This is a genomic window from Pseudomonas sp. (genome assembly GCF_026224925.1).
Taxonomy (GTDB): Bacteria; Pseudomonadota; Gammaproteobacteria; order Pseudomonadales; family Pseudomonadaceae; genus Aquipseudomonas.
In genome coordinates this window covers 1-22,996 of sequence record NZ_JAMFRV010000256.1, presented here as the reverse complement: position 1 = coordinate 22,996, position 22,996 = coordinate 1, and the positions used below count along the sequence as shown (strand labels likewise).

The following is a 22,996-nucleotide window of genomic DNA, read 5'->3' as shown; positions in this document are numbered from 1 at the left end:
CTACGCCAGTTGCTGGCTGAAATGCCACGAGCCTGCGGCCTTTGCTTGTGCCTTGATCAACAGCTGGCCCATGGGCTTCTACAGCCCGGATCAAATTCTGCAGGACGCACGGCGTCATCAGATCGAAATTCGCCCGGTGGATGTGCGTTACAGCGAGTGGGACTGTTCCCTTGAGCCCTGCACGGCAGACTTGGCGATTCGCCTCGGCCTGCGCATGATTCGAGGGTTTCGTGAGGACGACGCGCAGCGCATCGAAAAAGCCCGTGCCCAGCGGGCGTTTGTTGATGCCAGCGACCTGTGCGAACGCGCGCGTCTGGATAACCGCGCCCGGGAGTCGTTGGCTGATTCCGGGGCATTGCGAGGTTTGCTCGGCCATCGGCATCGGGCGCGCTGGGAAGTGGCGGGTGTCGAGGCGCAACGGCCTTTGTTCGCTGAACAATCAGCTATTGAAGAGCCACACGTTCCGCTGCTACTGCCCACTGTGGGCGAAGACCTGTACGCCGATTACGACACCATTGGCACCACGCTGGGCCCGCATCCATTGGCCTTGTTGCGACCGCAACTTATGGCTCGACGCTGTCGCAGCTCAAGGGACCTGATCAGTATTGAGCATGGCCGTAGCATCAATGCCGCCGGGCTGGTCACCGGTCGGCAACGACCGCAAACCGCCAGCGGGGTGATTTTCGTCACCTTGGAAGATGAGTACGGAATGATTAACGTGGTGGTCTGGCACGACCTGGCCGAACGCCAACGGCGAGTGTTGGTGGACTCGCAGTTGTTACAGGTTTACGGACGTCTGGAGTCAAAAGACGGCGTCCGGCATCTGATTGCCCAACGCTTGCAGGACCTCACACCATTACTGACTGGACTGGATGTGCGCAGTCGGGACTTTAAATAATCCCACCCAAAGCCCTACACGACTTCGCTCCCACGGAGTTTGTGTTAACTGCACAAATTCCGTAGGAGCGAACGTGTTCGCGAAGGCGTTAGTTCAAACAACCAATCATTGCGATCAATGCGACATCGGGTCTTTGGCTTCGTCTTTGCTCATAGGGTCTTTCTTCATGGCATCTTTGGACATGCTGTCTTTGTTCATGCTGCCTTTCTTCATAGCGTCTTTGGACATGCTGTCCTTGCTCATGGTGTCTTTCTTCATCGCATCTTTGGACATTGTGTCCTTGGACATGCTGCCTTTGCTCATGGCGTCGTCGCTGGTGGTGTCGGCTGCAAATGCGCTGCTGACTGCACCCACTGCCATGCACATGGACAATACGACTACTGATAACTTTTTCATGAGGAATTTCCTTCGAACGTTGGTGTGGAGAGGCGTACAGCCAGTGGCTGCACGCCGTTAGTTATTCGCTAACTGGTCTCCATTGTTGAGCGCTCGCCGTAACGAAGTCCTCACGCACGTTTAAATTAAACGTGATAACTCAGGCGCCTCCAACGCCGTCAGATCCGCTGCGCCTTCAACGATTCAGCAATGTAATCGGCTTGTCGAATCGCCAGCGTGACGATGGTCAAGGTCGGGTTTTCCGCCGCACTGGTGGTGAACTGACTGCCGTCGGAGATGAACAGATTCGCCACTTCATGGCTTTGTCCGTGACTGTTACAAACACCGTCTTGCGCCTTGGCACTCATCCGGCAGGTGCCCATGTTGTGCGTCGAAGGATAGGGCGGCACGCGGTGCGTCTTGAGCGCTCCAGCCGCCGCATATACTGCTTCGCCTTGAGTGAAAGCATGTTCGCGCATGGCCAGGTCATTGGGATGGTCGTCATAGTGAACGTTGGCCACCGGCATGCCGAACTGATCCTTGACCCCGTCATTGATGGTGACTTGGTTGCTCGCGCGGGGCATGTCCTCGCCAATTAGCCACATGCCAGCAAGGTGCGTGTATTGATCCAGCACGCGGGTAAAGTCGCGGCCCCATGCGCCGGGATTGAAGAACGCAGCCATGAACGACGGCCCGAGGGAGATGGTTTCCATTTCGTAGCCCCCGACGAATCCGCGGGAGGGCTTGTTGGCCACCTCGTCGCTGATGATGCCCGCCATGATAGTGCCGCGATAGAAGTGCACCGGCTCCTTGAATTCCGCAAATACCGAACCTGTCATGTGACGCATGTAGTGCTTGCCAACCATGCCTGCGCCGTTGCCCAGACCGTGGGGAAACATTGTGCTGGAAGAGTTGAGCAGTAACCGTGGGGTTTCGATAGCGTTGCCGGCTACCGCTACGACACGCGCTTTCTGGCGTTGCTCCTGGCCCTTGGCATCGGCGTACACCACAGCGTTGGCCAAGCCCTTTTCATCATGTTCGATGCGCAAAACCTGAGATTGGGGGCGTAGCTCAAGCTTGCCGGTGGCTTCGGCAGCAGGGATTTCGGTATAAAGCGTTGACCACTTCGCGCCCATCTTGCAGCCCTGGAAGCAGAAACCTAATTGCTGGCAAGACGCGCGACCGGCACGCGGTACGCTGTTAATTGCCATGTGCCCGGTGGAGCACTCTTTGTAACCGACTTTCGTCGCCCCGTTGTACAGCACCTTGAAGTTGTTGTTGCCGGGCAGGCCTGGGACGTTATTGGTGCGGGTCACGCCCATTTTGTCTTCGGCACGAGCGTAATAGGGTTCTAGCTCGGCCAACGTTATCGGCCAATCCAGCAGGTCGGCATCTTTGACAGCGCCATAGGTTTCCAGCGCGCGGAACTCATAATCGCGAAAGCGCAAACTGGCCCCGGCCCAGTGTGTGGTGGTGCCACCAACGGTTTTGCAGATCCAGGCGGGCAGGTTCGGGAAATCCTTGGCTACGCGCCACGTGCCAGAGGTGGTGCGTTTGTCCGTCCAGGACAACTGTGCAAACGCAGGCCATTCGTCGTTGATAAAGGTCGCCGTGGACTGCCGCTCACCGGCTTCCAGAAGCACCACCGGAATACCTTTTTGGCACAGTTCGTTGGCCAACGTGCCGCCACCGGCCCCGGAACCAATAATCACTACTACGGTGTCGTCATCTAGTGCATAGGTAGTCATTGCGGTGTTCCTCAAGAAAGGGGAGTAGGGCTGGCATCGGCAGGAGGATTGGGCAACCACGTCAGGTCGTTGAATCCACGGTGCAGATAGCCACCTTTCGGAAAGGAGGCACCTTCATAACCAAAGTGCAGATAAGCGAGTTCATTGCTGTAAAGGGATGCGACAGCGGTGCCGCGAACCATGGTGAAGAAGTCGCTGTGTTGTATGGATTCGAGGATCGCGACTTGATGCGTTTCATCGAGCTTCAGCCACGACCCACCGGCTTTTTGATCGAGGTCGGCTACACCGTTTTTGAGCAAGTCAGCAATGCCGGGGTCTTTGGAGGCTTTTTCGTCGAGGGATTTTACTGCGAAAGCATAAACCGCATCTTCCATCCCATCGTGGGGATATATGCGCCGAACAACGACCATTAAATAGTCGCCGGTGGCAGTGTCCAGCGTGGTCATTGGCAGTGCCCAGCTTTGGCTGGGGGCTAATAGAGCGATGGGCCCAGAACCGAACAACAAGGTACCCAGCAGCAGACCGCCACTTCCCTGAAGAAAGCGGCGGCGATCGAGTTTCAGGTCACTCATGGCTATTTTCCTTGTTATTTTTTTTGTAGGACGTGATTCAGCTCAATTGATACTAGTAGGCCTGAGGGCGGATAGGTAATAGCGAGCTACTACGTGGTTATAAGGGCGCTCGGTTACCTGAGATGCCTTGATCAATCTCGTAGTAACCCCGTATTACCCGCCCCCCCCAACACCTCAACTAGACTGATCTGACCCTCACAACAGCGAATCCAGTCATGTCCTTTGTCAGCGAAAATCAGCCCGGCGTCTGTCTGACACCCGATGCAGTCACTCAGGATTACGTGTTCAACCACACCATGCTGCGGGTTAAAGACCCCGAGCGGTCACTGGATTTCTACAGCCGTGTGCTGGGCATGCGGTTGTTGCGCAAGGTGGATTTTCCGGAGGCGAAGTTTTCGCTGATGTTTTTGGCGATGACCAAAGGCGAAAACGTGCCGGACGAGTCGGGTGAGCGTCAGGTGTATACCTTTGGCCGTGAGTCGGTGCTGGAGCTGACCCATAACTGGGGTACGGAAAGCGACGATTCCCAGTACCACAATGGCAACCAAGACCCCCGTGGCTTCGGTCATATCTGCTTTTCTGTACCGGACATCGAAGCCGCGTGTGTGCGCTTCGATGCCCTACAGGTGCCATTTGTGAAGCGTCTGGACAAAGGCATGAAGCACGTGGCCTTCATCAGCGATCCGGACAACTACTGGATCGAGATCGTCCAGGCGGATTTACTGGCCAATCTCGGTAAAAGCTGAGAACCGATCAGGCGTCTGACTGGGTCAGCGCCGAATACACCAGCGTGCGCAGTTCCCGTCGGATAGGGTAAGCATTCGACGGGATTAGCTGGGTCATGAACACCACCGCAATGTCTTCCACCGGATCAATCCAGAATCCGGTGGACGCCATGCCGCCCCAAAAGAATTCGCCAAGAGACCCATTGTTCATGGTGCGGGCCTGATTGATTGTCACGGCGAAGCCCAGTCCAAATCCCAACCCGTCGACCAAGGACTCGCTGAACGGCGAGTTGGACAATTCCCCTAGCTCCTTGCCGCCGGGCAGGTGGTTCATGGTCATCAGCTTGAGGGTTTTCGGGCTGACGATGCGTACACCGTCCAATTCGCCACCGTTGAGTAGCATGCGGCTGAAGCGCATGTAGTCATCGGCCGTCGATACCAGACCGCCGCCGCCCGACTTAGTGGCCGGGTCGGTTAAAAAGTTGCTGGTGGTCGGATCGTCTTGCAGTACCACGTTGCCCCGTTGATCCAGGACGTAACAGGCGGTCAAGCGGTGCTGCTGCGCTTCAGGTACGGAAAAGCCTGTATCGACCATGTTCAGAGGTTCAAAAATCCGAGAGCGAAGGAAGCTCTCGAATGGCATGCCGGAAATAACCTGCACCAGATAGCCCAGTACGTCGGTCGACACGGAGTAGTTCCACGCGTCGCCGGGATCAAATTCAAGCGGCACGTTGGCCAGCGCCGCAACGAACGCCTCAAGTCCACCCTCGGTATTGACGCCATCCAGCTTTAGCTCGCGATAGGTGGCGTCGACATTGCTGCGTTGTTGAAAGCCATAGGTCAGGCCTGACGTGTGACGCAGCAGATCAATGACACGCATGGCTTGCGCGGGCTTACGGGTTTGGAACGCTCCGGTCAGCCCAGCTTGAAACACACCTAAACCAGCCCAGGATGGAATGTAGCGTGCGACAGGATCGTCCAACGAGACCTTACCTTCCTCGACCAACATCATGAAAGCGATGGAGGTGATCGGTTTAGTCATCGAATAGATACGGAACAAGCTGTCGGCTTTTAATGGCTGGCCACGCTCGACGTCCGCTGAACCCAGCACCGAGGTGTACGCCAATTGGCCATGGCGCCAGATCTGGGTGAGGGCGCAAGGCAGTTTGCCGGTGTCGATGTACTTTTCCTGAATGAATGCGTCGATACGTGACAAACGTTCGTAAGACAGTCCTACGGATTCTGGGGTGGTCAAAAGTGGGTTCTCCAGTAGTCGATATCGAGGTGATGGCTGATTACTTCGCCATCACCTTAGCTGAACCAATTCAATAAACGCATTCAAGTTGGGCGAGCGCACGCCGTTGCGCCAGACCAGCCAAGTCGTCAGATGACGGAATTTTTCCTCAATGGCGTAAACGCTGACGTTAGTGCTGCCGGGCATGCTCTCCAGCATGCTGCGCGGGATCATTGCCACGCCTGCACCCGCAGTCACGCAGGCGAGCATGGCGTGGTAGGACTCGATTTCGAAGATTTTGCCCGGCGATGCCTGATCTGACATGAACCATTCCTCAAAATGCCGTCGGTATGAGCAGTTCGCACGAAACGCATAAATTGTCTTGCCATTGACATCCTGCGGGCGGGTCACGGGGGGGTGGCCGGCGGCGGTCATCACGACCATTTCCTCCTCGAACACCTCAATACCTTCAAGATTCGGATGTCGCAATGGGCCGTCGGTAAACGCCGCGCTTAATCGTCCAGACAATACGCCTTCAATCATATCTCCGGACGGCCCCGTGGAAAAATCCAGTTCAACCTTGGGGTAGCGTTGGTGAAACGCAGCCAGCAATGACGGAATACGTACTGCTGCCGTGCTTTCAAGCGAGCCCAGTGTGAAACCACCCTGTGGCTCGCTTCCCGAGGCCGCCTGTTTCGCTTCCTCCACCAGATCGAGGATGCGCCGCGCGTAATCGAGGAATGTCCAACCGGTAGCCGACAGCCTTAGGCGTAGTTTTTCGCGGATGAACAGATCGACGCCCAGCTCTTGCTCAAGCTGTTTGATTCGGGTGGTGAGGTTCGAAGGAACTCGGTGTAAACGCTGTGCGGCGGCGCTGATGCTGCCTTCTTCGGCAACGGCTTTAAACAACTCAAGCTGGGTCAGGTCCATGATTTGACGTTGTACCTTCTCTTGGAAAGAATGATTCTTTGATTATTATTCATTATTAAGTTGCGCTAACTCAGCCTACCTTAGGCCTTAACTTCCATCAACGGCGCGCATCAACCACCGCTGGATGGCTTGAAAAGACATGAGGAGTTTTTACATGACCGCTTCTGCATTCCCCCCGCACGCTATTTCGCTTAACCCAACCACCGGCGAAACGATTGCGCAGTATCCCTTCGAGAACGCTGCCGAACTGGAGCAGGCGCTGGTACGCACCACCAAAGGTTTCAAGACCTGGCGCGCCACCTCTATCGCTGAGCGTGCCGTGGTGTTGTTGAAGATGGCCAGCGCATTGCGCCGTGCCCTTGAACCGATGGCGCGTATGGCCGCCTTGGAGATGGGCAAGCCGGTGGCCCAAGGTCGCGCTGAAGTCGAAAAATGTGCGGTGTTATGCGAGTGGTACGCCGAGCACGGTCCAGCGATTTTGCAGCCGGAAAAAACCATGGTCGAAAACGATAAGGCCTACGTGTCCTATCTGCCGTTGGGGCCGGTGTTGGCCGTGATGCCGTGGAACTTCCCCATGTGGCAAGTGCTGCGTGGCGCGGTGCCGATTATCCTGGCTGGCAACACCTATGTACTGAAACATGCGCCGAACATCATGGGCTGCGCTTATCTGTTGCGCGATGCCTGGGTAGACGCCGGTCTGCCAGAAGGTGTATTCGAAGTACTTAACGTCACCCCCGACGGCGTATCAGTAGCAATTGCCGACCCACGCATTGCCGCAGTCGCAGTCACCGGTAGTGTGCGTGCTGGCTCAGCAATTGCCTCCCAAGCGGGTGCGGCACTGAAGAAATGCATCCTTGAACTGGGTGGCTCCGATCCTTTCATCGTGCTCGCTGACGCCGACCTGGATGAAGCGGTTAAGGCCGCCACTGCTGGCCGTTTCCAGAACAGTGGGCAGGTGTGCGTTGCCGCCAAACGAATCATTGTCGAAGAAAGTGTGCTTGAGCTGTTCACGGAAAAATTTCTGTTGGCGGTCAAGGCACTCAAAGTCGGCGACCCACTGGCTGAAGACACCTACATCGGACCGATGGCGCGCTATGACCTGCGCGATGAACTGGATGGCCAAGTGCAAGCAACCCTCGCCGAAGGCGCGCAACTGCTCTATGGCGGTCATAAAATTCCGGGGGAGGGTAACTATTACGCGCCGACGGTACTGGCCAATGTTCGCCCCGGCATGACTTCGTTCACTCAAGAACTGTTCGGCCCGGTTGCTTCACTGATTTGTGCCCGTGACGCTGAACATGCCGTCGAACTGGCCAATGACAGCGAGTTCGGTTTGGCGGGCAGCGTATGGACAGCTGACGTGGCGCTCGCAAAAAATATTGCCGCACGTCTGGAAACTGGCGGCGTGTTTATCAATGGTTACACTGCTTCCGACCCTCGCGTGCCGATCGGCGGGGTGAAAAAAAGCGGTTTTGGCCGAGAGTTGTCACATTTTGGCCTGCATGAGTTCTGTAATGCCCAGACCGTCTGGGTTGATCGGCGCTGAGTCAAGTCCCTCGTCTGGTGCATATTAGGCGAGGGACTTGCGTTGTCCAAAAAGCCCCCTCGGAACTTGTTCCCTAAATAAACCTCAATAGCGCATTACGTGTGACTTGAACGGGCAAAATCCATTCACAGTTGGACGTTTTAACAAATGCGCAGGTACCATCGCTTCCAGTCAGTAAAGCGTTATCTGGAACGGTTCGCCTTCGCATTTTTCTTATGCAGCGCCGTGCCTTGAACCCTTGATGTGGCGAGTATGGCAATACCATTATTGACGGTTTGATGCGGAGAGCGAATGAAGCTACAACGGGATATCGAGTTGGGGGAACCTTTCTATCGCCAGCAGATGGAAGAGACCCAACGCTCGTCGCTGCTGAGTCATGGTCTATGGATACATGCGTTGTGGTTCGTGCCTGTTCTGGCACTGGCGGCCATCGCGCGGTTTTACGGTTTGACCCAGACTGCAATCTGGTGCGATGAAGGCTCCAGCCTGCTGATGAGCCAGTATTCCCCGGCGCTGACTTGGTTTCACAGTGCCCACGACGTTCATCCCCCTCTTTATTACCTGCTGCTGCATGCCTGGATGAGCCTGTTTGGCGACGGCATCTTTTCGATCCGGGCCATGAGTGCATTGCCCGGTGTTGCAACGGTGGGCCTGGCGTTTTGGTTGATGCGGTTGGTCGCCACTCCACGCGCGGCGGTGCTTGGCGGTATATTGCTGGCGCTGATGCCAATTACCGTTCGTTATAGCCAGGAAGTACGGATGTACTCCCTGATGGGGCTCTGGTTGATGGGGGCCACCATTGCGCTGGTCTATTGGGTCAGAAACCCCAATCATCAGCGTTATCTGGCTATCTACGCGCTACTGATGACCGCGAGCTTCTACACCCATTACTTCACCTGCCTGTGCGTATTGGCCCATTGGTTCTACCTGCTGATGTTGCGCTGCAAGTCGGATGACAAGCTCAAGCTGATCACGCGACCGGCATGGTGGGTAGCCAACCTCGCTATTGTTGCTCTGTATGCCCCCTGGATTCCAAGTCTGGTAGGCCAGTTGACGCACTTGGATCAGTTGCGGGTGGGCGGCGATGTAGGTTGGATTCCACCGGTCACGCTGGGCTCTTTGCCCTCGGCGATCTGGCAATTCATGACCTTGAAAGACGGCACTGACGTCTGGCTTCCGCTGTACGTGCTCATGCCACTGATGATCGCGGCAGCAGCGGCTGTGGTTTTCTTGCGTGACCGTAGTCATTTTCGGTTCAACACACTGCTGGTGTCGTACACGTTCCTGCCGGTGCTGGTGATTTTTGCGGTGTCCTTCGTGACGCCGCTGTTGGTCGAGCGTTATTTGATGTTTGCCGCCATTGGCTTGCCGCTGGTGCTGGCGGTTGCCATCGATCAACTTGAACGGCGCTTCCGGGTATTGGCCATCGGCCTGTTGGTCGCGGTGCTGGGACTGGAAATGGACGGGTTGCGCAATAATTACAGCGTCGATGCCGATCAGTTCGACGTGCTGGTCAACTACGTGAATCAGAACTACGTCGCCGGCGATCGTATAGTGGTCAGTGATTTGTTCTGGTATTTCGGTTACGTCTACTACAACAAGACCGGCGCGGAGCCATTGCTTTACACCCCGTCTTTGCCGGATGGCGGCTCGGGACGTCCGAATGCCTACGGGTTCGGCACATTGGTCGATGAGAGCGCGGATAAAATCTACGTCGATCGTCTGCAAGTGTTACCCAAAGGCACAGGCCGAGTGTGGTTGGTCAGCGGCAGCTATCCGCCCGATGACTTCCGCTCGATCCCGAACGACTGGACCAAAGAGAAAGAATTGAAAGTCGGTGATACCGAGGTTCGCCTGTACTCGATTCATTGATGACGGGATGGGGTGCAGTTCAAGTTCGGGCATAACCTTAGATGCCAGTGTTCTTATCGTAGTCATCATCTTATGGGTAGATTGAAGCGAATCCTTCCCATCAAGAGTCTTTTATGACCATTTCTCAATCCTCAGAAGTCGTCTGGATCAACGGTGTGGGCGCCATTGCCGGCCTTGGCGCTGCACTGGCTCGGCGCTTCGCCCAAGGCGGTTATAAGGTCGTGGTCAGTGGCCGCAGCCCCGAAAAATTGCGGGCTGTGGTCGATGACATCCAGGCTCAAGGTGGTCAAGCGGTGGCCTTGCCCGGGGATGCCGGCAGCGAAGCCGACATTCTAGCGGCTGTTAAACACATCAAGACCCTAGGGCCATTGAAGGTCGCCATTTTCAACGTAGGCAATTCGGTAGCGGCGCCCACGCTGGAACTGAGCGCCGAGTTGTTCGAGCAAACGTGGCGTGCGTCTACGTTTGGCGGTTTCTTGTTCGGTCGTGAGGCAACACGTGTGTTGCTGGACAATGGCGGCGGCACGCTGTTGTTCACCGGCGCCACCGCCTCACTGCGCGGTAAGCCTCCGTTCGTGGCGTTTGCTGCGGCAAAAGCCGGGTTGCGCTCGCTTAGCCAGACGTTTGCCCGAGAGTTTGGGCCGCTTAACGTGCACGTCGCCCACGTGATCATCGACGGCGGAATCAATGGCGAACGAATGCGCAGTTATGCGCCACAGCGTTTGGAACAACTGGGTGATGACGGTTCGTTAGGCCTGGAAGATATTGCCGATGCCTATTGGTACTTGCACACACAACCGCGCAGCGCCTGGACCCAAGAGCTGGATCTGAGGCCATACAAGGAAGCGTTCTAATAAAAACGGGCTGATTAAATCAGCCCGTTTTTTCCAACAATGACCTTTCAGTCCTCAGCAGTCGGGTAGTCGACGTAGCCTTGTGGCCCCTGGCTGTACCAGGTTTGCATGACGTCTTCGTTGAGCGGCAAGTTTTTGGCGAACCGATACGGCAGGTCCGGATTGGCCAGAAACGGCCGACCGAACGCGATGCCGTCGGCTTCGCCTGCAGCCAGCGCCGCCTGGGCGCGTGCAAAAGTGTAATCAGAGTTTAAAAACAATGCGCCGCTGAAGGCCTTGCGAATCACTGGATGCACCGGAGGACGATCAGCTTTGCCGAACGTGCCGGTGAAGGACGGTTCACGAAGTTCCAGATAAGCGATGCCAATTTCATCCAGCGCAGCGGCTGCGGCGCTAAACAGTGCCTCTGGGTTGCTGTCATTGACGCCTTGGGAATCACCGTTCGGCGACAAACGTACCCCGGTGCGTTCCGCGCCGATGGTATCGGCTACCCGCTGAGTGACTTCAACCAACAGGCGAATGCGGTTCTCGATGGAGCCGCCGTACTCGTCCTTGCGAAAATTGGTGTTGTCGCGCAGGAATTGGTCGATCAGGTAGCCGTTGGCGGCATGAACTTCTACCCCGTCAAACCCTGCAGCCATCGCATTGGTTGCTGCTTTGGCGTAGTCATCGAGTAGGCGTTTGATCTCATCAATGCTTAACGGCCGCGCCAGTGCATAGGGTTGCTTGCCGTCATAGGTGTGCGCGCTGCCCGGTGCGGTAGTCGCCGAAGATGACACTGGTTGCGCACCGCCAAGAAAGCTCGGGTGAACGATGCGCCCCATGTGCCACAGTTGCAAATCAATGCGCCCACCTTGCTCGTGAACGGCATCTGTCACGCGTTTCCAGGCATGGACTTGCTCGTCGCTCCAGATCCCCGGCGCATAAGGCCAGCCAAGGCCTTCCTGACTGATACCGGTGGCTTCAGTGATGATCAGGCCAGCACTGGCGCGCTGCGAGTAGTACTCGATCATCAACTCGGTGGGCACATGCTCACGGGTCGCACGACCACGGGTTAAAGGCGCCATCAATACGCGGTTAGGTGCCCAGAGCGTGCCAATTTTCAACGGATCAAAGAGAGAGGGCATTCAGCGTTTCCTTTTAAAAAGCATTTTAGAAGGTCGTCATCGAGAACAATGCGCTATGCATTTCTGCCGCGCTCGTCAATACGATGCCAAAAGCTCTGAAAAGTTGTGAATCTTTAGGCGCTAGATCCGCGGTAATTGGACATCCGGTGGGAGCGAACTTGTTCGCGAATGCCACGCCTCGGTCTGTCTGATGTACCGCGTTGTCTGCTTCCCGAACAAGTTCGGTCCCACAGGCTGAACTGCAATCCATTGTGGGACCGAATTCATTCGGGAAGGCAGCAACCGCGGTGTGGCGCTGGATCAGCGGATTAACCACGCCGCGGACGCGACACCACCGACTCAATATTCTTGCGACCAATCAATTGGGCGCGTGGCGCTGCCGGTTTTTCGACAGGCTCTGCCAGCCATTTGAACATCACCAGGCAATCCACCAGCCCCAATTGCCCATGCCGATAGGCACGGGGCAGGCGTCCGACGGTTTCAAAACCAAGCTTGTGCCACAGCGCGACGGCCACTTCGTTGCTTGCCACCACCGAGTTGAACTGCATGGCCAGGAAGCCGCTGTCGCGGGCCAGTTGCTGGGAGTGCTCGCACATCAGCCGAGCGACACCACGCCCGCGGGCGGCCTCGCTGACCATGTAGCCACAATTACTGACGTGGCCGCCGGGACCGGCAGCATTGGCTTTGAGGTAATAACTGCCGAGCAACACGCCGTCTTCTTCGGCGATCAATGTATGTAGCGGTGTATGCAACCACAACTGAAGCGCCTGCTCCTCGGTGGTTGCCGGGTCATAAGCGTAGGTTTGCTGGGCAGTGACAACCGCCTGAAAGGTCGGCCAAAAACGTGGGAAATCGGCGGCGGTCATAGGGCGAATCTGAATCATGATGCACTCTGCAAAGCGGGCTGGAAGACTGGCTGGTGACCAGTCTGGCAGCCTTCTGGCAAAACTTAAACGGCCGCGGTGACGATGATCTCTACCAACAGGTCCGGGTCATCGAACGCTACTTGGCAGGTGGCACGGGCCGGCCGGCCAGCGTCGCCCAACCAGGTGGTCCATTCGGCGTTCATGGCGTCGACGTCGCGGGCCATGTCAGACATCCAGATTTGTACCGACAACAAGCGCTGGCGATCCGTGCCCGCGAGTGCGAGCACCTCGTCGATGCGTGCCAGGGTCTGGCGCGTTTGTCCGGCGATGTCTTGCGTGCAGTCAGAGGGAGCCACGCCGGCCAGCCAGGCGACGCCGTTGTGGATCACCACACGGCTGAGTTTGGCGTTGCTATCTTGGCGTTGAATCGAACTCATGGAACACATTCCTTAGGTCAGTTTTGGGTCGGCGTTTAGATCAGTGATCAGTGCTCAGTGGCCAGTTCGGCCAGCGTGATGGGCTTAAGAGGAGGGCGGATACGGTAATAACCAACGTCCGCCGGCGACATACCGTGGGCGTCAGCCAGTAATTCAGTGACGGCCAAGCCGCACATTCGCCCTTGGCAAGGGCCCATGCCGCAACGGCCGAAGGCTTTGGTCTGATTGGGGCCAATACAGCCGAGTGCGGCATACCCACGAATGTCGCCAGCGGTCACTTCCTCGCAGCGGCACACAACCGTGGCGTTTGCGGGGCGGCGAAATTCATCCTGTGGACGATAGAGTGTTTCCAGCAAAGGCCGTAGGCAGCGATAGCGTCGCAATGCGTTGCGCAAAGGTGCCGCACGACGTTCGGCGTCTGGCACAGATAAACGTTGCAACGAGCACGCGACGCCAATGGCTACGACTTGGCCTTGTAAATACGCGGCTTGGGCGCCGTCTATACCTGCTGCGTCGCCTGCAATAAAGCAGCCGGGAACGCTGAGTTCGCCCCAGGTGTCCTGTCGTGCGATCCAGCACAGTTGGCTTTCATCCCAGCGGTGCTTGGCACCCAGCGCCAGTGTCGGTTGAGTATTAGGCACGATGCCCTGATGCAACAAAATCAGTTCGCTGTCGATGCGGTGGGTGCGACCTTTGGCTTCAAAGGTCAGCGCTTTGGCCGACGTGGTGCCTTCAACGCATAGCTTGGTTGCGCTGCGATACCAGGGAATACCTGCGCGCTGGATCGCTCTTATGTAGCCAATGCCCTTGGCCAATTGCCGCCAACCGGGCAATGCCGCTGGCAGGTGCCGCAATCCACTGCGCAGATCACGGCGGCTGCTGGTATCCACTAATGCAGTGATTTTTATCCCGGCCTGTAAGTATTGCCAGGCCAGCAAATAAAGTAGCGGGCCGCTTCCCGCCAACAGCACTTTGCTGGCCGGCACTTGCCCGGCACTTTTCAGCAACACTTGGCCAGCACCTGCGGTCATGACGCCGGGTAAGGTCCAGCCGGGGATCGGCATCGGACGTTCGTAAGCACCGCAGCAGAAGATTACCCGCTGCGCCTGGACCACGCGTGCGTTTCCAGCCACCAGGTAATGTACGCGCCGTTCAGCGGTGATCAACCACACACTGGCACCCGGCACATAATCTACGCCGCTGGCGAGAAACTTACTGACCAGCGCCGCGCCCGCTTGGTAATCAGTGCCCAGCAGTGCTTGGCGTGCCGCTGGCGAACACCTCACGCCTCGATAAATCTGCCCGCCGGGGGTGTGCTGTTCGTCGAGCACTATGACCTGCAAACCCAAGGCTCGGGCCTCGCGCGCGGCCGCCAATCCAGCAGGACCGGCGCCGATAATGACCACCTCGATGGTTTCAATCATCACTGCGTTCCTCGATGTTGCCTGCGTGGTGGTTCCCGGCGTGATGACTGCGCACCTCAAGGCCTGGGTAAACCATGACCTGACAAGCTTGCCGAGAGACACCCTCGATCTCCACCAGGCAGTCGAAGCACACGCCCATCATGCAGAATGCGGTGCGTGGCGCGCTGCTGACCGGGGTGGTTCGGGTTTGGCGAATCCCAGCCGCGATCAGTGCAGCGGCAAGCGATAGCGTTGCCGGCACCTGTAATGCGACGCCGTCGAACTGGATGACGACAGTATCTGTTGGGCGTTCAAGGCTGCGAAACAGCGGGTCACTGGACATGGCTCGCTCCGGTTATTGGGGGAACGACGGCAAATCGTCGATCACTGAAAACTTCCAAACCTGACGGCGCTTCACCCCCGGCGATCCATGGGGCGAGCCGATAGGCATGCGCCGCAGCAAGGGTTACACCGCTGTGGCAGGTGGCGGCGAACACGCCGGGGCAGTCGCTGGATTCCTGATAAATCGGGTAACCGTCTGGGCTCAGCACGCGCAATGCGCCCCAGGCCCTGACCACATTGATCCCGGCCAGCCGGGGGAAACACGTAATCGCGCGGCGCGCCAGGTCAGCCATGACGCTGACGCTGGTGTCGTCGTTCAAGCCGGCTGTTTCATGGGAATCGCCCAGTTGCACACTGCCTTCAGCGGTTTGCCGCACGTAATTGGTGGGGTAGTCGAGAAACGGCTCAATACGTTCAGTGATCAGAATCTGCCCGCGGTTCGGTTTTACCGGAACCTCAAGCCCGACCTGAGCGGCCAGGGTTTGATTACCCAAGCCTGCCGATAGCACGACTTTGTCAGCCAGCCATTGTTGAGTTTCGCCTTGCAGGCAATAGCCCTCGCTGGTTCGGCTGATGCCCGTGACATGGCGTCCGGTTTCGACCACCACGCCGCGCTTCTGCGCGGCAACGCTCAAGGCGCGCAGCAATAACAGTGGATTGACGTGGCCATCGGCTGGCGAATAACAGGCGCCGACAATGTCTGGACCCACGCCCGGCAACCGCCGACGCAAGCTGACCGGGTCCAGCAGTTGGTAAGGGTAATCGCCATCCAGCGCTTCATGCAGCCAGCGTAAGCGCTCGCTTTCTTCAGCCAATTCGGCGTCAGTCAGGCACAGCAAAAAACCGCCGGGCTGACGCAGTTGTACGTCGATCCCGGTGTCATGCAGCAGGTCTTGCGCCAGTTGCGGCCACAAGACCGCCGAGGTTCGGCTCCAACGCGCGTACTCGGGATTCCCGTAGCCTTTGCCTTGGACCCAGACCAAACCAAAATTGCCACGAGCCGCACGCCAGGCACGGTCGCCTTCATCCAGCAAGCGCACCTTGGCACCGCTGCACGCCAGCCCGTAAGCGACAGCCAATCCCACCAGCCCTCCGCCAACGACCACTACCGGGTCGACACTCATTGAAACCGCTCCTTTCAGACAGCACTCAATTTTTGAATGAAACAATTATTAAATGTAGGAGCGGGCTTGCTCGTGATGGATCGCGAAGCGGTCCCAAGTGCCAAACCCGGTTTTAGCCGGAGGAATTGCATCCGCTGGAGTACGACTGCTTTGCAGTCGATCGCGAGCAAGCCCGCTCCTACACGTGTCGCGTTCGTGACGTTATTGAATCGGTGTCACGTCGAGCTTCAGCCATTTTTCCGAGAGGCGTTTCAGGGTGCCGTCGGCCACTGCGGCAGTAATCGCCTGATCGAAATGCGCTTTCAATTCACTGTCACCTTTACGCAGGCCCACCGCGATACCCGGTCCAAACACGCCGCCCGCGAAGATAGGTCCGGCCATCTTGGTGCCCTGCATGTCCGCTTGGCCGGTGGCTTGTTTCAGCACCACGGCGTTGGCGAGCACGGCATCAATTCGGCCACTCAGGAGGTCGAGGTTGTGCGCATCCACGGTTTTGTACTCGCGCACTTCAACAATCTCAGACAGGTATTTCGCCGCGAACGCCGAAGCGGTGGTGGACCCTTGCACGCCCAGTACTTTGCCCTTGAGCAACGGCTTCATCTGTTCGACTAGTGCTTTAGCACCTGCTTCGTTTTGGTCCAGGTTGATCACGGCCTGAGCCCCCGGCAATGCCGCCAGCGAGCCTTTGTCCATGACTAAAAAGCTGTTCAGCGGCGCCGCATAAGGTCGACTGAAAGCGATCACTTCCTGGCGTTTATCGGTGATGCTCATGCCCGCCATAATCGCGTCGAATTTGCCAGCATTGAGTGACGGAATCAGGCCGTCCCAATCTTGAGCTGTGATCTCGCAGCGCACCTGCATTCGCGCGCACAGGTCATGGGCCAGATCAATTTCGAAGCCGTCTACCTGGCCACCGGGGCGGATGAAGTTCCACGGGGCGTAAGCGCCCTCGGTCACAATCTTCAGCACCGGCTGCTCAGCCGCCTGAACCCCGTTGCCTGTCAAACACACCGCCAGCACACTTCCCAGCACTACTTTCCACGACATGGCATTTCCCCAACAGGTTATCGGATGGTTTTTCATCGTTAATGCCTCGCCCTTGCAGCCCGGTTCATCCGGGACTCAAGCAGTGCGATGCAGCGTGTAATCAGGAAGTTGAGCGTTAGGTACATCGCCCCGGCGCAGAGGAAAACTTCCACGGGTCGGTAGCTTTCAGAGATCAATTTGGCGGCGATGCCGGTGACTTCCATCAAAGTCACAATCGATGCCAGCGACGTCGACTTGACCATCAGAATGATTTCGTTGCCGTAGGCGGGCAGCATTTGTCTCCACGCCAGCGGCAGGATCACGTAGCGCCAGATTTGCGTACGCGACATGCCCAAGGCACTGGCAGCTTCCTTGGGGCCGCGGGCCACCGAGAGCACACCTCCGCGCAGAATCTCGCTGGCATAGGCGGCGGTGTTCAGGGTCAATGCCAGTAATGCGCACCAGTACGCATCGCGCAGGTAAGCCCAGGCGAAGCTCTCGCGCAGCCAAGCGAATTGACCGAAGCCGTAATAGAAAATGAACAGCTGCACCAGCAGTGGCGTGCCACGAAAGACCTCGACAAAGATACGTGCCGGGTAGTCCAGAACCCGCCGTCCAGAAAGGCGCATGGCACACAACAACCACGCCAAAAAGAAGCCGGCGAGGCAGGAAAAACCGGCCAGTTTCAAGGTCAGCGGCAAACCGCGCAGCAGCCGCTGAAAGCAGTCGAGCAGAAAGACCCAATCCATCAGCTTCTCCCCATCGGCCGCGCGAGGCGTCGTTCAAGCCGGCGTAAACCGTGGCCGCTGAGCAGCGTAACGAGCAGATACAGAGCGCCTGCAGCAAGGTAGAAGTAGAACGGTTGATGGGTGGCCCCGGCGCCAATTTGTGCTTGGCGCATCAGTTCGACGACACCGACCACGGAGATCAGCGCCGACTCTTTCAGCACCAATAACCAGACGTTGCCCAGCCCAGGCAAGGCATGCAGCAATGTCTGCGGGACGATGATCAACAGCAATAGGCGCCAGCCCGAGAGGCCCAGTGCGCGAGCCGCTTCGATGGTGCCGCCCGGTACGCAACCGAACGCGCCACGCAGGACCTCAATCTGATAAGCACCAGAGACAACGCCGATGGCGACAGTGCCCACGAGGAAGGCGGGTAATCCGAAAAAGCCGCTGACCCCAAACCATTTCGCCACGTCGGTCAGGACCATGCTGCTGCCGAAGTACAGCAGATAGATCACCAGCAAATCGGGAACGCCGCGCAGCACCGTGGTGTAGGCATCGGCCGCCAGGCGCGGCAACAGGAATGACGATAGCTTTGCCCAGCAGCCCAAACAGCCAATCACCGCGCCGAGCAAAAAGCCGCACAACGCGATGGCGCAGGTGATGACGGTCGCCCACACCATGTCGGCTGCCCAGCCGTTTACGCCAAAACCCATTAATTGCCAGAAGGACACAAAACGCTCCCGACTCACCTGGGTGAGCAGCGGTTACGGCAGATAAGAAGAGAGCGGACATGCCGCGGACACCGCTGAGCGGCTGCCTAATAATTTTTCTGGGGCCAATTTCTCATTGTTGGTGCATGATCCATAATCACTTTTTAAGGTTTCGAAATGACCAAATGTTATGGAAGTTTTGAGTGAGGCTTAATCTGCGGCAAGTCGAAGCGTTTCATGCGGTGATGCGTACCGGCAGCATGACCGGCGCTGCCGACTTGATGGCCATCACCCAGCCTGCGGTGACTCGCTTGATTCGCGATTTCGAGGAGGCAGTCTCGTTTGCGCTGTTTGAGCGCCGAGGCAACCAATTGTTGCCCACAGCGGGCGCCACTGCGTTGGTGGCCGAGGTCGACCGTTCCTTCATTGGCCTGGAGCGGATAGCCCGGCTCGCGGTCGGCATACGTCAACACACTGCGGGGTCGCTGCGAATCGCCGCCATGCCAGCGGTGGCCAATACCTTACTGCCGATGTTTTTAGCCGAGTTCCTTGCCACGCGGCCGCAATTGCAAGTAACGCTGCTGGGCGTGCCGTCGCATTTAGTGGCAGAAATGATCGCTGCCGGTCAAGCCGACATTGGATACGCCGAAGGCCCGCTGGATCGGCATGGCCTGGACATTAAATCGGTGCCGCTGGCTTCTGTTGTGGTGTTGCCAGAGGGGCATCCATTGACTGCGCACAGCGTCTTAAAACCTGAGGATTTAGCCAATGAACAGTTCATCGGTCTCGCCTCCGGGTCATTGTTTGCCGCGGGGGTAGACCTTGCATTCGCTGAAGTGCCACGCACCATCCGCATCGAAACCGGCCTGTCTTACACCGCTTGCGCACTGGTCGCGCGGGGGCTGGGTGTCTGTGTTGTGGATCCCAATACGGCACGGGATTTTGTCGGGCGTGGTCTGGAAGTACGCCCACTGAGCGTTCATATCGACACCGGTTTTTTGGTCATTCGCTCGAAAACCCAGCGAGGAGGGGGCTTGATGGATCTGTTCTCCAGTGAGTTTTTAGCCTACAACGCAGGGCTGGAGTTGGAAGGTTGAGCCAAATTTCCGCAGGTCCAGATATCTGTATCCGGTCGAAGCCCTGTAGAGGGCCTTGGGCCCTTATCGCAGCCATCGCTGTTCCTACAGCGTATTTGCATATTCACTGCCAGTCCTTGGTCGCTTGCGTCAACATTTCGTTGATCAACACCCCGAAGCGTTGTGAGAGCAGGCTTTGCGGGCGGTCGGCGGGGACCAGCAGGTAGGTGGAAAAGCGAATATGTGGTCGAAATGGACGAATTTCTATGCCCATGTGCAGGTATTCCACGGCCACCAGAGGGCTGACGATACTGACGCCCAACCCCAGCGCCACCAACGAGCAGATGGTCGCGGCGAAGGGTGTTTCCAGGTTTAGTTTTCGGTAGTCCTTGGGTTCGGCGAAGACCCTGTCAATACGCGCCCGCGTTCCGTCGTTGTCCACCAGCGATACGAACTCTTCGCCCTTCAAATCCTCTGGACCAATCGAGGTCAGCGCGCCAAGCCTGTGTCCTTTGGCAAAAACACAAACCCCAGGCACGTCGCAGATCAGCTCAGTGCGAACCCCAGGTGTGACATCGCCCATATAAGACGCCAAGCCCAAATCGCAAAATTGCGAGGCAGCCCAATGCGCAACCATGGGCGAATAGTTGGTGTGGACTGAAATCGCGACATCAGGATTTTGTTGGCGAAAGCGTTGAATGACCTGCGGCAAGACCGTCAGCGACAACGATGGCACCGCGGCGATTCGCAGTCTGCCGGTGCCTGCGCGACGAATGTTTTGCGCAGAGTGCTGCAGACTTTGCAAACCAATAAATGCCCGCTCGACGTCAGCGAACAACGCGGCACCTTCGTCGGTGGGCAACAATCGGCCAGCGAGGCGTTCGAACAATTTGAAGCCACTGCTGCGTTCCAGCTGCGCGATCAACCGACTGATGTTGGGTTGCGAGGTATGCAGCGACTCGGCTGCGGCGGTCATGGAGCCGCTCAACATCACCGCTCGGAACGCTTCGACTTGTTTGAAGTTCATGGCATGACATATCAAATTGGTATGGACGCCTACTGTATTGTCATTTGTTGACATGAGCCAGAGGCTTTATAACTGATCTCGACACGACGCTCCCTACAGAGGAAAGCGCGGAGTCAACGCCAAACGCAACCGTCCTATCTTTTCAGTTCTGCCCTTGAATTCGTTACGTGACTTTGCCATTTGGCAGGGGCCGTGTGTGGTTACCAGGAGGCACTATGTCGTTATCGTTCAAATCCCTAAGCCGTGTCATCGTGATCTCCTGCCTGTCCATGGCGGCCATATCACAGTTGCACGCCGCGGAGCTTCCCCCAGTCCCGGATGAAATCAAACAAGCCGGCCAGCTGCGTGCTGGTGTGCGCTGCGATCAGCCTCCTTACGGCTATCAGGACAATAACGGCGAGTTCGCCGGGATCGAAGTCGAGATGTCGCGCAAGGTTGCCGAGTGGGCGTTGGGCTCCAAAGACAAGGTGACGTTTACCTGCGTGACTGCTGAAAACCGAGTGCCGCAGTTGTTGGGGCGCAAGGTGGACTTCCTCATCGCGACCTTGGGTGTCACCCCGGAGCGCCAGCGCGTCATCGACTTCACCGTGCCCTATCGGTGGGGCGCCAGTGACGTTGCCGTAGCCAACAACAGCGACATCAAAACCATTGCTGACCTCAAGGGCAAAACCTTGGCCACGTTGAAGGGTTCGGTACAAGCCAAGTGGTTTGAAGACCATATGCCGGAAGTCAAAACGCTGCGCATGAACAGTGCCGCTGATGCCTTGCAGACCTTCCGCCAAGGCCGTGCCGACGCCTACACCCACGATGCCGCAACGCTGGTGGTGGTCGTCGCGAACGATCCAAACTCACGCTTGTTGGGCGTACCGTTCCAGATATCCGATGCCGCCATCGGCGTGCGCAAAAATGAAGAACAATGGCGCGATTACCTGAGCGCCGCCATCGCCCGCATGCATGAAGAAAAGCTATTCCACGGCTGGGTCGAACACTACGTGCCCGAGAATATTCGCAGCTATTACTTCAGTGTTTTCGAGCAGGCTAAACCTGTTGAAACACTCTGATCGGGCGTCCTGTTATGGATTTCGACGTCAATTACCTATGGGCACAATGGCCGGCGTTGTTCGATGGCATGTTGATGACGCTACGGGTTTCGCTACTGGCCATTGGGTTGTCGCTGTTGATCGGGATTCTTGGCGGCGCAGTGCGGACGTTGAGAATTCCCGTCCTGTCGCAGTTGGTGGTGGGGTACGTAGAACTGATTCGCAACACACCGATTCTGGTGCAGTTGTTTTTCATTTTCTACGGCCTGCCGGCAGTGGGGATGGGGCTGTCGCTGTTCTGGTCCGGTGTGCTGTGCCTGTCGTTATGGGCTGGTGCTTACCAAGTGGAAAATATTCGCGGCGGACTGGCAACGGTTGAACATGGCTTGCGTGAAGCGAGCGAGGCACTAAGTCTTAAGCCGAGCCAATATTTTCGTCTGGTTGCATTGCCCATCGCCTTTCGGACCAGCCTGCCGTCGGTGCTGAATACAGCGATTTCATTGTTGAAAAACTCGTCTTACCTGCAAGCCATCGGCCTGGCCGAGTTGACCTTCGTCGCGGTGGACCGTATCGCCACCGATTTCCGAGCCATTGAAATGTTCAGTGCGATTTGCGTGATGTACCTGACGTTGGTCGCGATTTTGTCGCTGCTGACCGGGCGCTTATCGGCGCACTTGCAACGACCTTTCCAGCAGTGAGGCACGGATGAATTTCCTGATAGAAAACTGGGGTTTCGTCTTAAAAGGCTTGTGGATGACCCTGCGCCTAGCGTTGGTCATCCTGCTGTTCACCACGCTGATTTCGGCGGTGTTCGGGGTGTTGGCGACGCTGCGTAACCGGCTGTTGTTCTGGACCATTCATGGCTATGTGGAGCTGTTTCGGTCAATTCCGCTGATCGTTAACGTGTTCTTCATCTTCTTCGGCGCACCGATGTTGGGGCTCGATTTGAGCCCGTTTGCAGCGGTGACCACTGGCTTGACGTTATGGGGCAGTGCCAATGGAATTGAAATCGTCCGCGGGGGCCTTGAATCGGTGGCACGTCACCAATGGAAAAGCGCCTGGGCCTTGGGCCTGCGACCCTGGCAAATCTATCTGCACGTAATCGCGCCGCAATCCATGCGCGCCATCCTTCCGGCGTATACCGGCCTGTTGACCATGCTCGTGCAAGCCACGTCTCTAGGTGCGTTGGTCGGTGTGGGCGAGTTTCTCAAGGTCGGTCAAATCATCATCGAACGCACCACCGTCATGAGCGGGGTCAGCCCGGCGTTCACCGTCTACAGCCTGGTTCTGCTGGTGTACTTCGTCATCTGTTCGTCGCTGAGTTGGCTCAGCCGCT

Annotated in this window: 24 protein-coding genes; 9 read left to right on the top strand and 15 right to left on the bottom strand. The window is 57.2% G+C overall.

Features of this window, described 5'->3' with window-relative positions; genetic code table 11:
- A partial coding sequence (locus M0974_RS11275) for an OB-fold nucleic acid binding domain-containing protein (RefSeq protein WP_297836256.1) occupies positions 1 to 898 on the top strand: 898 nt, incomplete at its 5' end.
- 114 nt (positions 899 to 1,012) lie between these two features.
- On the opposite strand, the gene M0974_RS11270 is transcribed toward M0974_RS11275, so the two are convergent.
- The 3 genes from M0974_RS11270 to M0974_RS11260 all read right to left on the bottom strand — a co-directional run bounded on the left by M0974_RS11270 (position 1,013) and on the right by M0974_RS11260 (position 3,593).
- A complete protein-coding gene (locus M0974_RS11270) occupies positions 1,013 to 1,294 on the bottom strand; it encodes a pentapeptide MXKDX repeat protein (protein ID WP_297836254.1) in 282 nt (93 codons plus the stop codon).
- Positions 1,295 to 1,452: 158 nt separating this feature from the next.
- On the bottom strand, positions 1,453 to 3,021 hold the full coding sequence (locus M0974_RS11265) for a GMC family oxidoreductase (protein WP_297836252.1): 1,569 nt from the start codon (positions 3,019 to 3,021) through the stop codon (positions 1,453 to 1,455).
- An 11-nt stretch (positions 3,022 to 3,032) separates the two neighbouring features.
- Positions 3,033 to 3,593: a twin-arginine translocation signal domain-containing protein gene (locus M0974_RS11260; RefSeq protein ID WP_297836250.1), complete on the bottom strand. Its 561-nt coding sequence runs from the start codon at positions 3,591 to 3,593 to the stop codon at positions 3,033 to 3,035.
- Between the two features lie 215 nt (positions 3,594 to 3,808).
- Here M0974_RS11260 and gloA point away from each other — a divergent pair, with 215 nt between their 5' ends.
- A complete protein-coding gene (gloA, locus tag M0974_RS11255; protein WP_297836248.1) occupies positions 3,809 to 4,339 on the top strand; it encodes a lactoylglutathione lyase in 531 nt (176 codons plus the stop codon).
- A gap of 7 nt (positions 4,340 to 4,346) precedes the next feature.
- Here gloA and M0974_RS11250 read toward each other — a convergent pair whose 3' ends face one another.
- On the bottom strand, positions 4,347 to 5,573 hold the full coding sequence (locus M0974_RS11250; protein WP_297836247.1) for a serine hydrolase: 1,227 nt from the start codon (positions 5,571 to 5,573) through the stop codon (positions 4,347 to 4,349).
- A 51-nt stretch (positions 5,574 to 5,624) separates the two neighbouring features.
- Positions 5,625 to 6,482 (bottom strand): LysR family transcriptional regulator, encoded by an 858-nt coding sequence (locus M0974_RS11245; RefSeq protein WP_297836246.1) that lies wholly within the window; start codon positions 6,480 to 6,482, stop codon positions 5,625 to 5,627.
- A 154-nt stretch (positions 6,483 to 6,636) separates the two neighbouring features.
- On the opposite strand from M0974_RS11245, the gene M0974_RS11240 reads away from it, so the two are divergent.
- From M0974_RS11240 to M0974_RS11230, 3 genes are all read left to right on the top strand, one after another.
- The gene (locus tag M0974_RS11240; RefSeq protein WP_297836244.1) at positions 6,637 to 8,028 is read left to right on the top strand and encodes an aldehyde dehydrogenase family protein; all 1,392 of its coding nucleotides are present in this window, start codon (positions 6,637 to 6,639) and stop codon (positions 8,026 to 8,028) included.
- A gap of 291 nt (positions 8,029 to 8,319) precedes the next feature.
- Positions 8,320 to 9,900, top strand: coding sequence for a glycosyltransferase family 39 protein (locus M0974_RS11235; protein WP_297836242.1), 1,581 nt, complete (start codon positions 8,320 to 8,322; stop codon positions 9,898 to 9,900).
- Between the two features lie 113 nt (positions 9,901 to 10,013).
- Entirely contained in the window at positions 10,014 to 10,754 is a 741-nt protein-coding gene (locus tag M0974_RS11230; RefSeq protein WP_297836240.1) for an SDR family NAD(P)-dependent oxidoreductase, read from the top strand.
- A gap of 47 nt (positions 10,755 to 10,801) precedes the next feature.
- Here the strand turns inward: M0974_RS11230 and M0974_RS11225 are convergent, their stop codons facing one another.
- The 9 genes from M0974_RS11225 to M0974_RS11185 all read right to left on the bottom strand — a co-directional run bounded on the left by M0974_RS11225 (position 10,802) and on the right by M0974_RS11185 (position 18,538).
- A complete protein-coding gene (locus tag M0974_RS11225) occupies positions 10,802 to 11,881 on the bottom strand; it encodes an alkene reductase (protein ID WP_297836238.1) in 1,080 nt (359 codons plus the stop codon).
- 308 nt (positions 11,882 to 12,189) lie between these two features.
- The gene (locus tag M0974_RS11220) at positions 12,190 to 12,765 is read right to left on the bottom strand and encodes a GNAT family N-acetyltransferase (protein ID WP_297836236.1); all 576 of its coding nucleotides are present in this window, start codon (positions 12,763 to 12,765) and stop codon (positions 12,190 to 12,192) included.
- A 65-nt stretch (positions 12,766 to 12,830) separates the two neighbouring features.
- Positions 12,831 to 13,184, bottom strand: coding sequence for a RidA family protein (locus tag M0974_RS11215; RefSeq protein ID WP_297836234.1), 354 nt, complete (start codon positions 13,182 to 13,184; stop codon positions 12,831 to 12,833).
- A 47-nt stretch (positions 13,185 to 13,231) separates the two neighbouring features.
- Complete coding sequence (locus M0974_RS11210; protein ID WP_297836232.1) at positions 13,232 to 14,608, bottom strand: NAD(P)/FAD-dependent oxidoreductase; 1,377 nt, start codon at positions 14,606 to 14,608, stop codon at positions 13,232 to 13,234.
- A complete protein-coding gene (locus M0974_RS11205; protein ID WP_297836230.1) occupies positions 14,601 to 14,930 on the bottom strand; it encodes a (2Fe-2S)-binding protein in 330 nt (109 codons plus the stop codon). The genes M0974_RS11210 and M0974_RS11205 overlap by 8 nt, the downstream gene beginning before the upstream one ends.
- Positions 14,920 to 16,053 (bottom strand): FAD-binding oxidoreductase, encoded by a 1,134-nt coding sequence (locus M0974_RS11200; protein ID WP_297836228.1) that lies wholly within the window; start codon positions 16,051 to 16,053, stop codon positions 14,920 to 14,922. Before M0974_RS11200 ends, M0974_RS11205 begins: the two co-directional genes overlap by 11 nt.
- 201 nt (positions 16,054 to 16,254) lie before the next feature.
- A complete protein-coding gene (locus M0974_RS11195; RefSeq protein ID WP_297836226.1) occupies positions 16,255 to 17,100 on the bottom strand; it encodes a transporter substrate-binding domain-containing protein in 846 nt (281 codons plus the stop codon).
- Positions 17,101 to 17,138: 38 nt separating this feature from the next.
- Positions 17,139 to 17,828: an ABC transporter permease gene (locus M0974_RS11190; protein ID WP_297836225.1), complete on the bottom strand. Its 690-nt coding sequence runs from the start codon at positions 17,826 to 17,828 to the stop codon at positions 17,139 to 17,141.
- A complete protein-coding gene (locus tag M0974_RS11185; protein WP_297836223.1) occupies positions 17,828 to 18,538 on the bottom strand; it encodes an ABC transporter permease subunit in 711 nt (236 codons plus the stop codon). The genes M0974_RS11190 and M0974_RS11185 overlap by 1 nt, the downstream gene beginning before the upstream one ends.
- 182 nt (positions 18,539 to 18,720) lie before the next feature.
- Here M0974_RS11185 and M0974_RS11180 point away from each other — a divergent pair, with 182 nt between their 5' ends.
- Positions 18,721 to 19,614, top strand: coding sequence for a LysR substrate-binding domain-containing protein (locus M0974_RS11180; protein ID WP_297836221.1), 894 nt, complete (start codon positions 18,721 to 18,723; stop codon positions 19,612 to 19,614).
- Between the two features lie 103 nt (positions 19,615 to 19,717).
- On the opposite strand, the gene M0974_RS11175 is transcribed toward M0974_RS11180, so the two are convergent.
- Complete coding sequence (locus M0974_RS11175) at positions 19,718 to 20,620, bottom strand: LysR substrate-binding domain-containing protein (protein WP_297836219.1); 903 nt, start codon at positions 20,618 to 20,620, stop codon at positions 19,718 to 19,720.
- A gap of 215 nt (positions 20,621 to 20,835) precedes the next feature.
- Between M0974_RS11175 and M0974_RS11170 the strand changes: the two genes are divergently transcribed.
- From M0974_RS11170 to M0974_RS11160, 3 genes are all read left to right on the top strand, one after another.
- Complete coding sequence (locus tag M0974_RS11170; RefSeq protein ID WP_297836217.1) at positions 20,836 to 21,681, top strand: transporter substrate-binding domain-containing protein; 846 nt, start codon at positions 20,836 to 20,838, stop codon at positions 21,679 to 21,681.
- 14 nt (positions 21,682 to 21,695) lie between these two features.
- Positions 21,696 to 22,358 carry an amino acid ABC transporter permease gene (locus tag M0974_RS11165; RefSeq protein WP_297836215.1) on the top strand — a complete coding sequence of 221 codons (663 nt, stop codon included), beginning with the start codon at positions 21,696 to 21,698 and terminating at the stop codon, positions 22,356 to 22,358.
- Positions 22,359 to 22,365: 7 nt separating this feature from the next.
- Positions 22,366 to 22,996 (top strand): amino acid ABC transporter permease (locus tag M0974_RS11160; protein WP_297836213.1); only part of this gene is annotated, 631 nt, incomplete at its 3' end.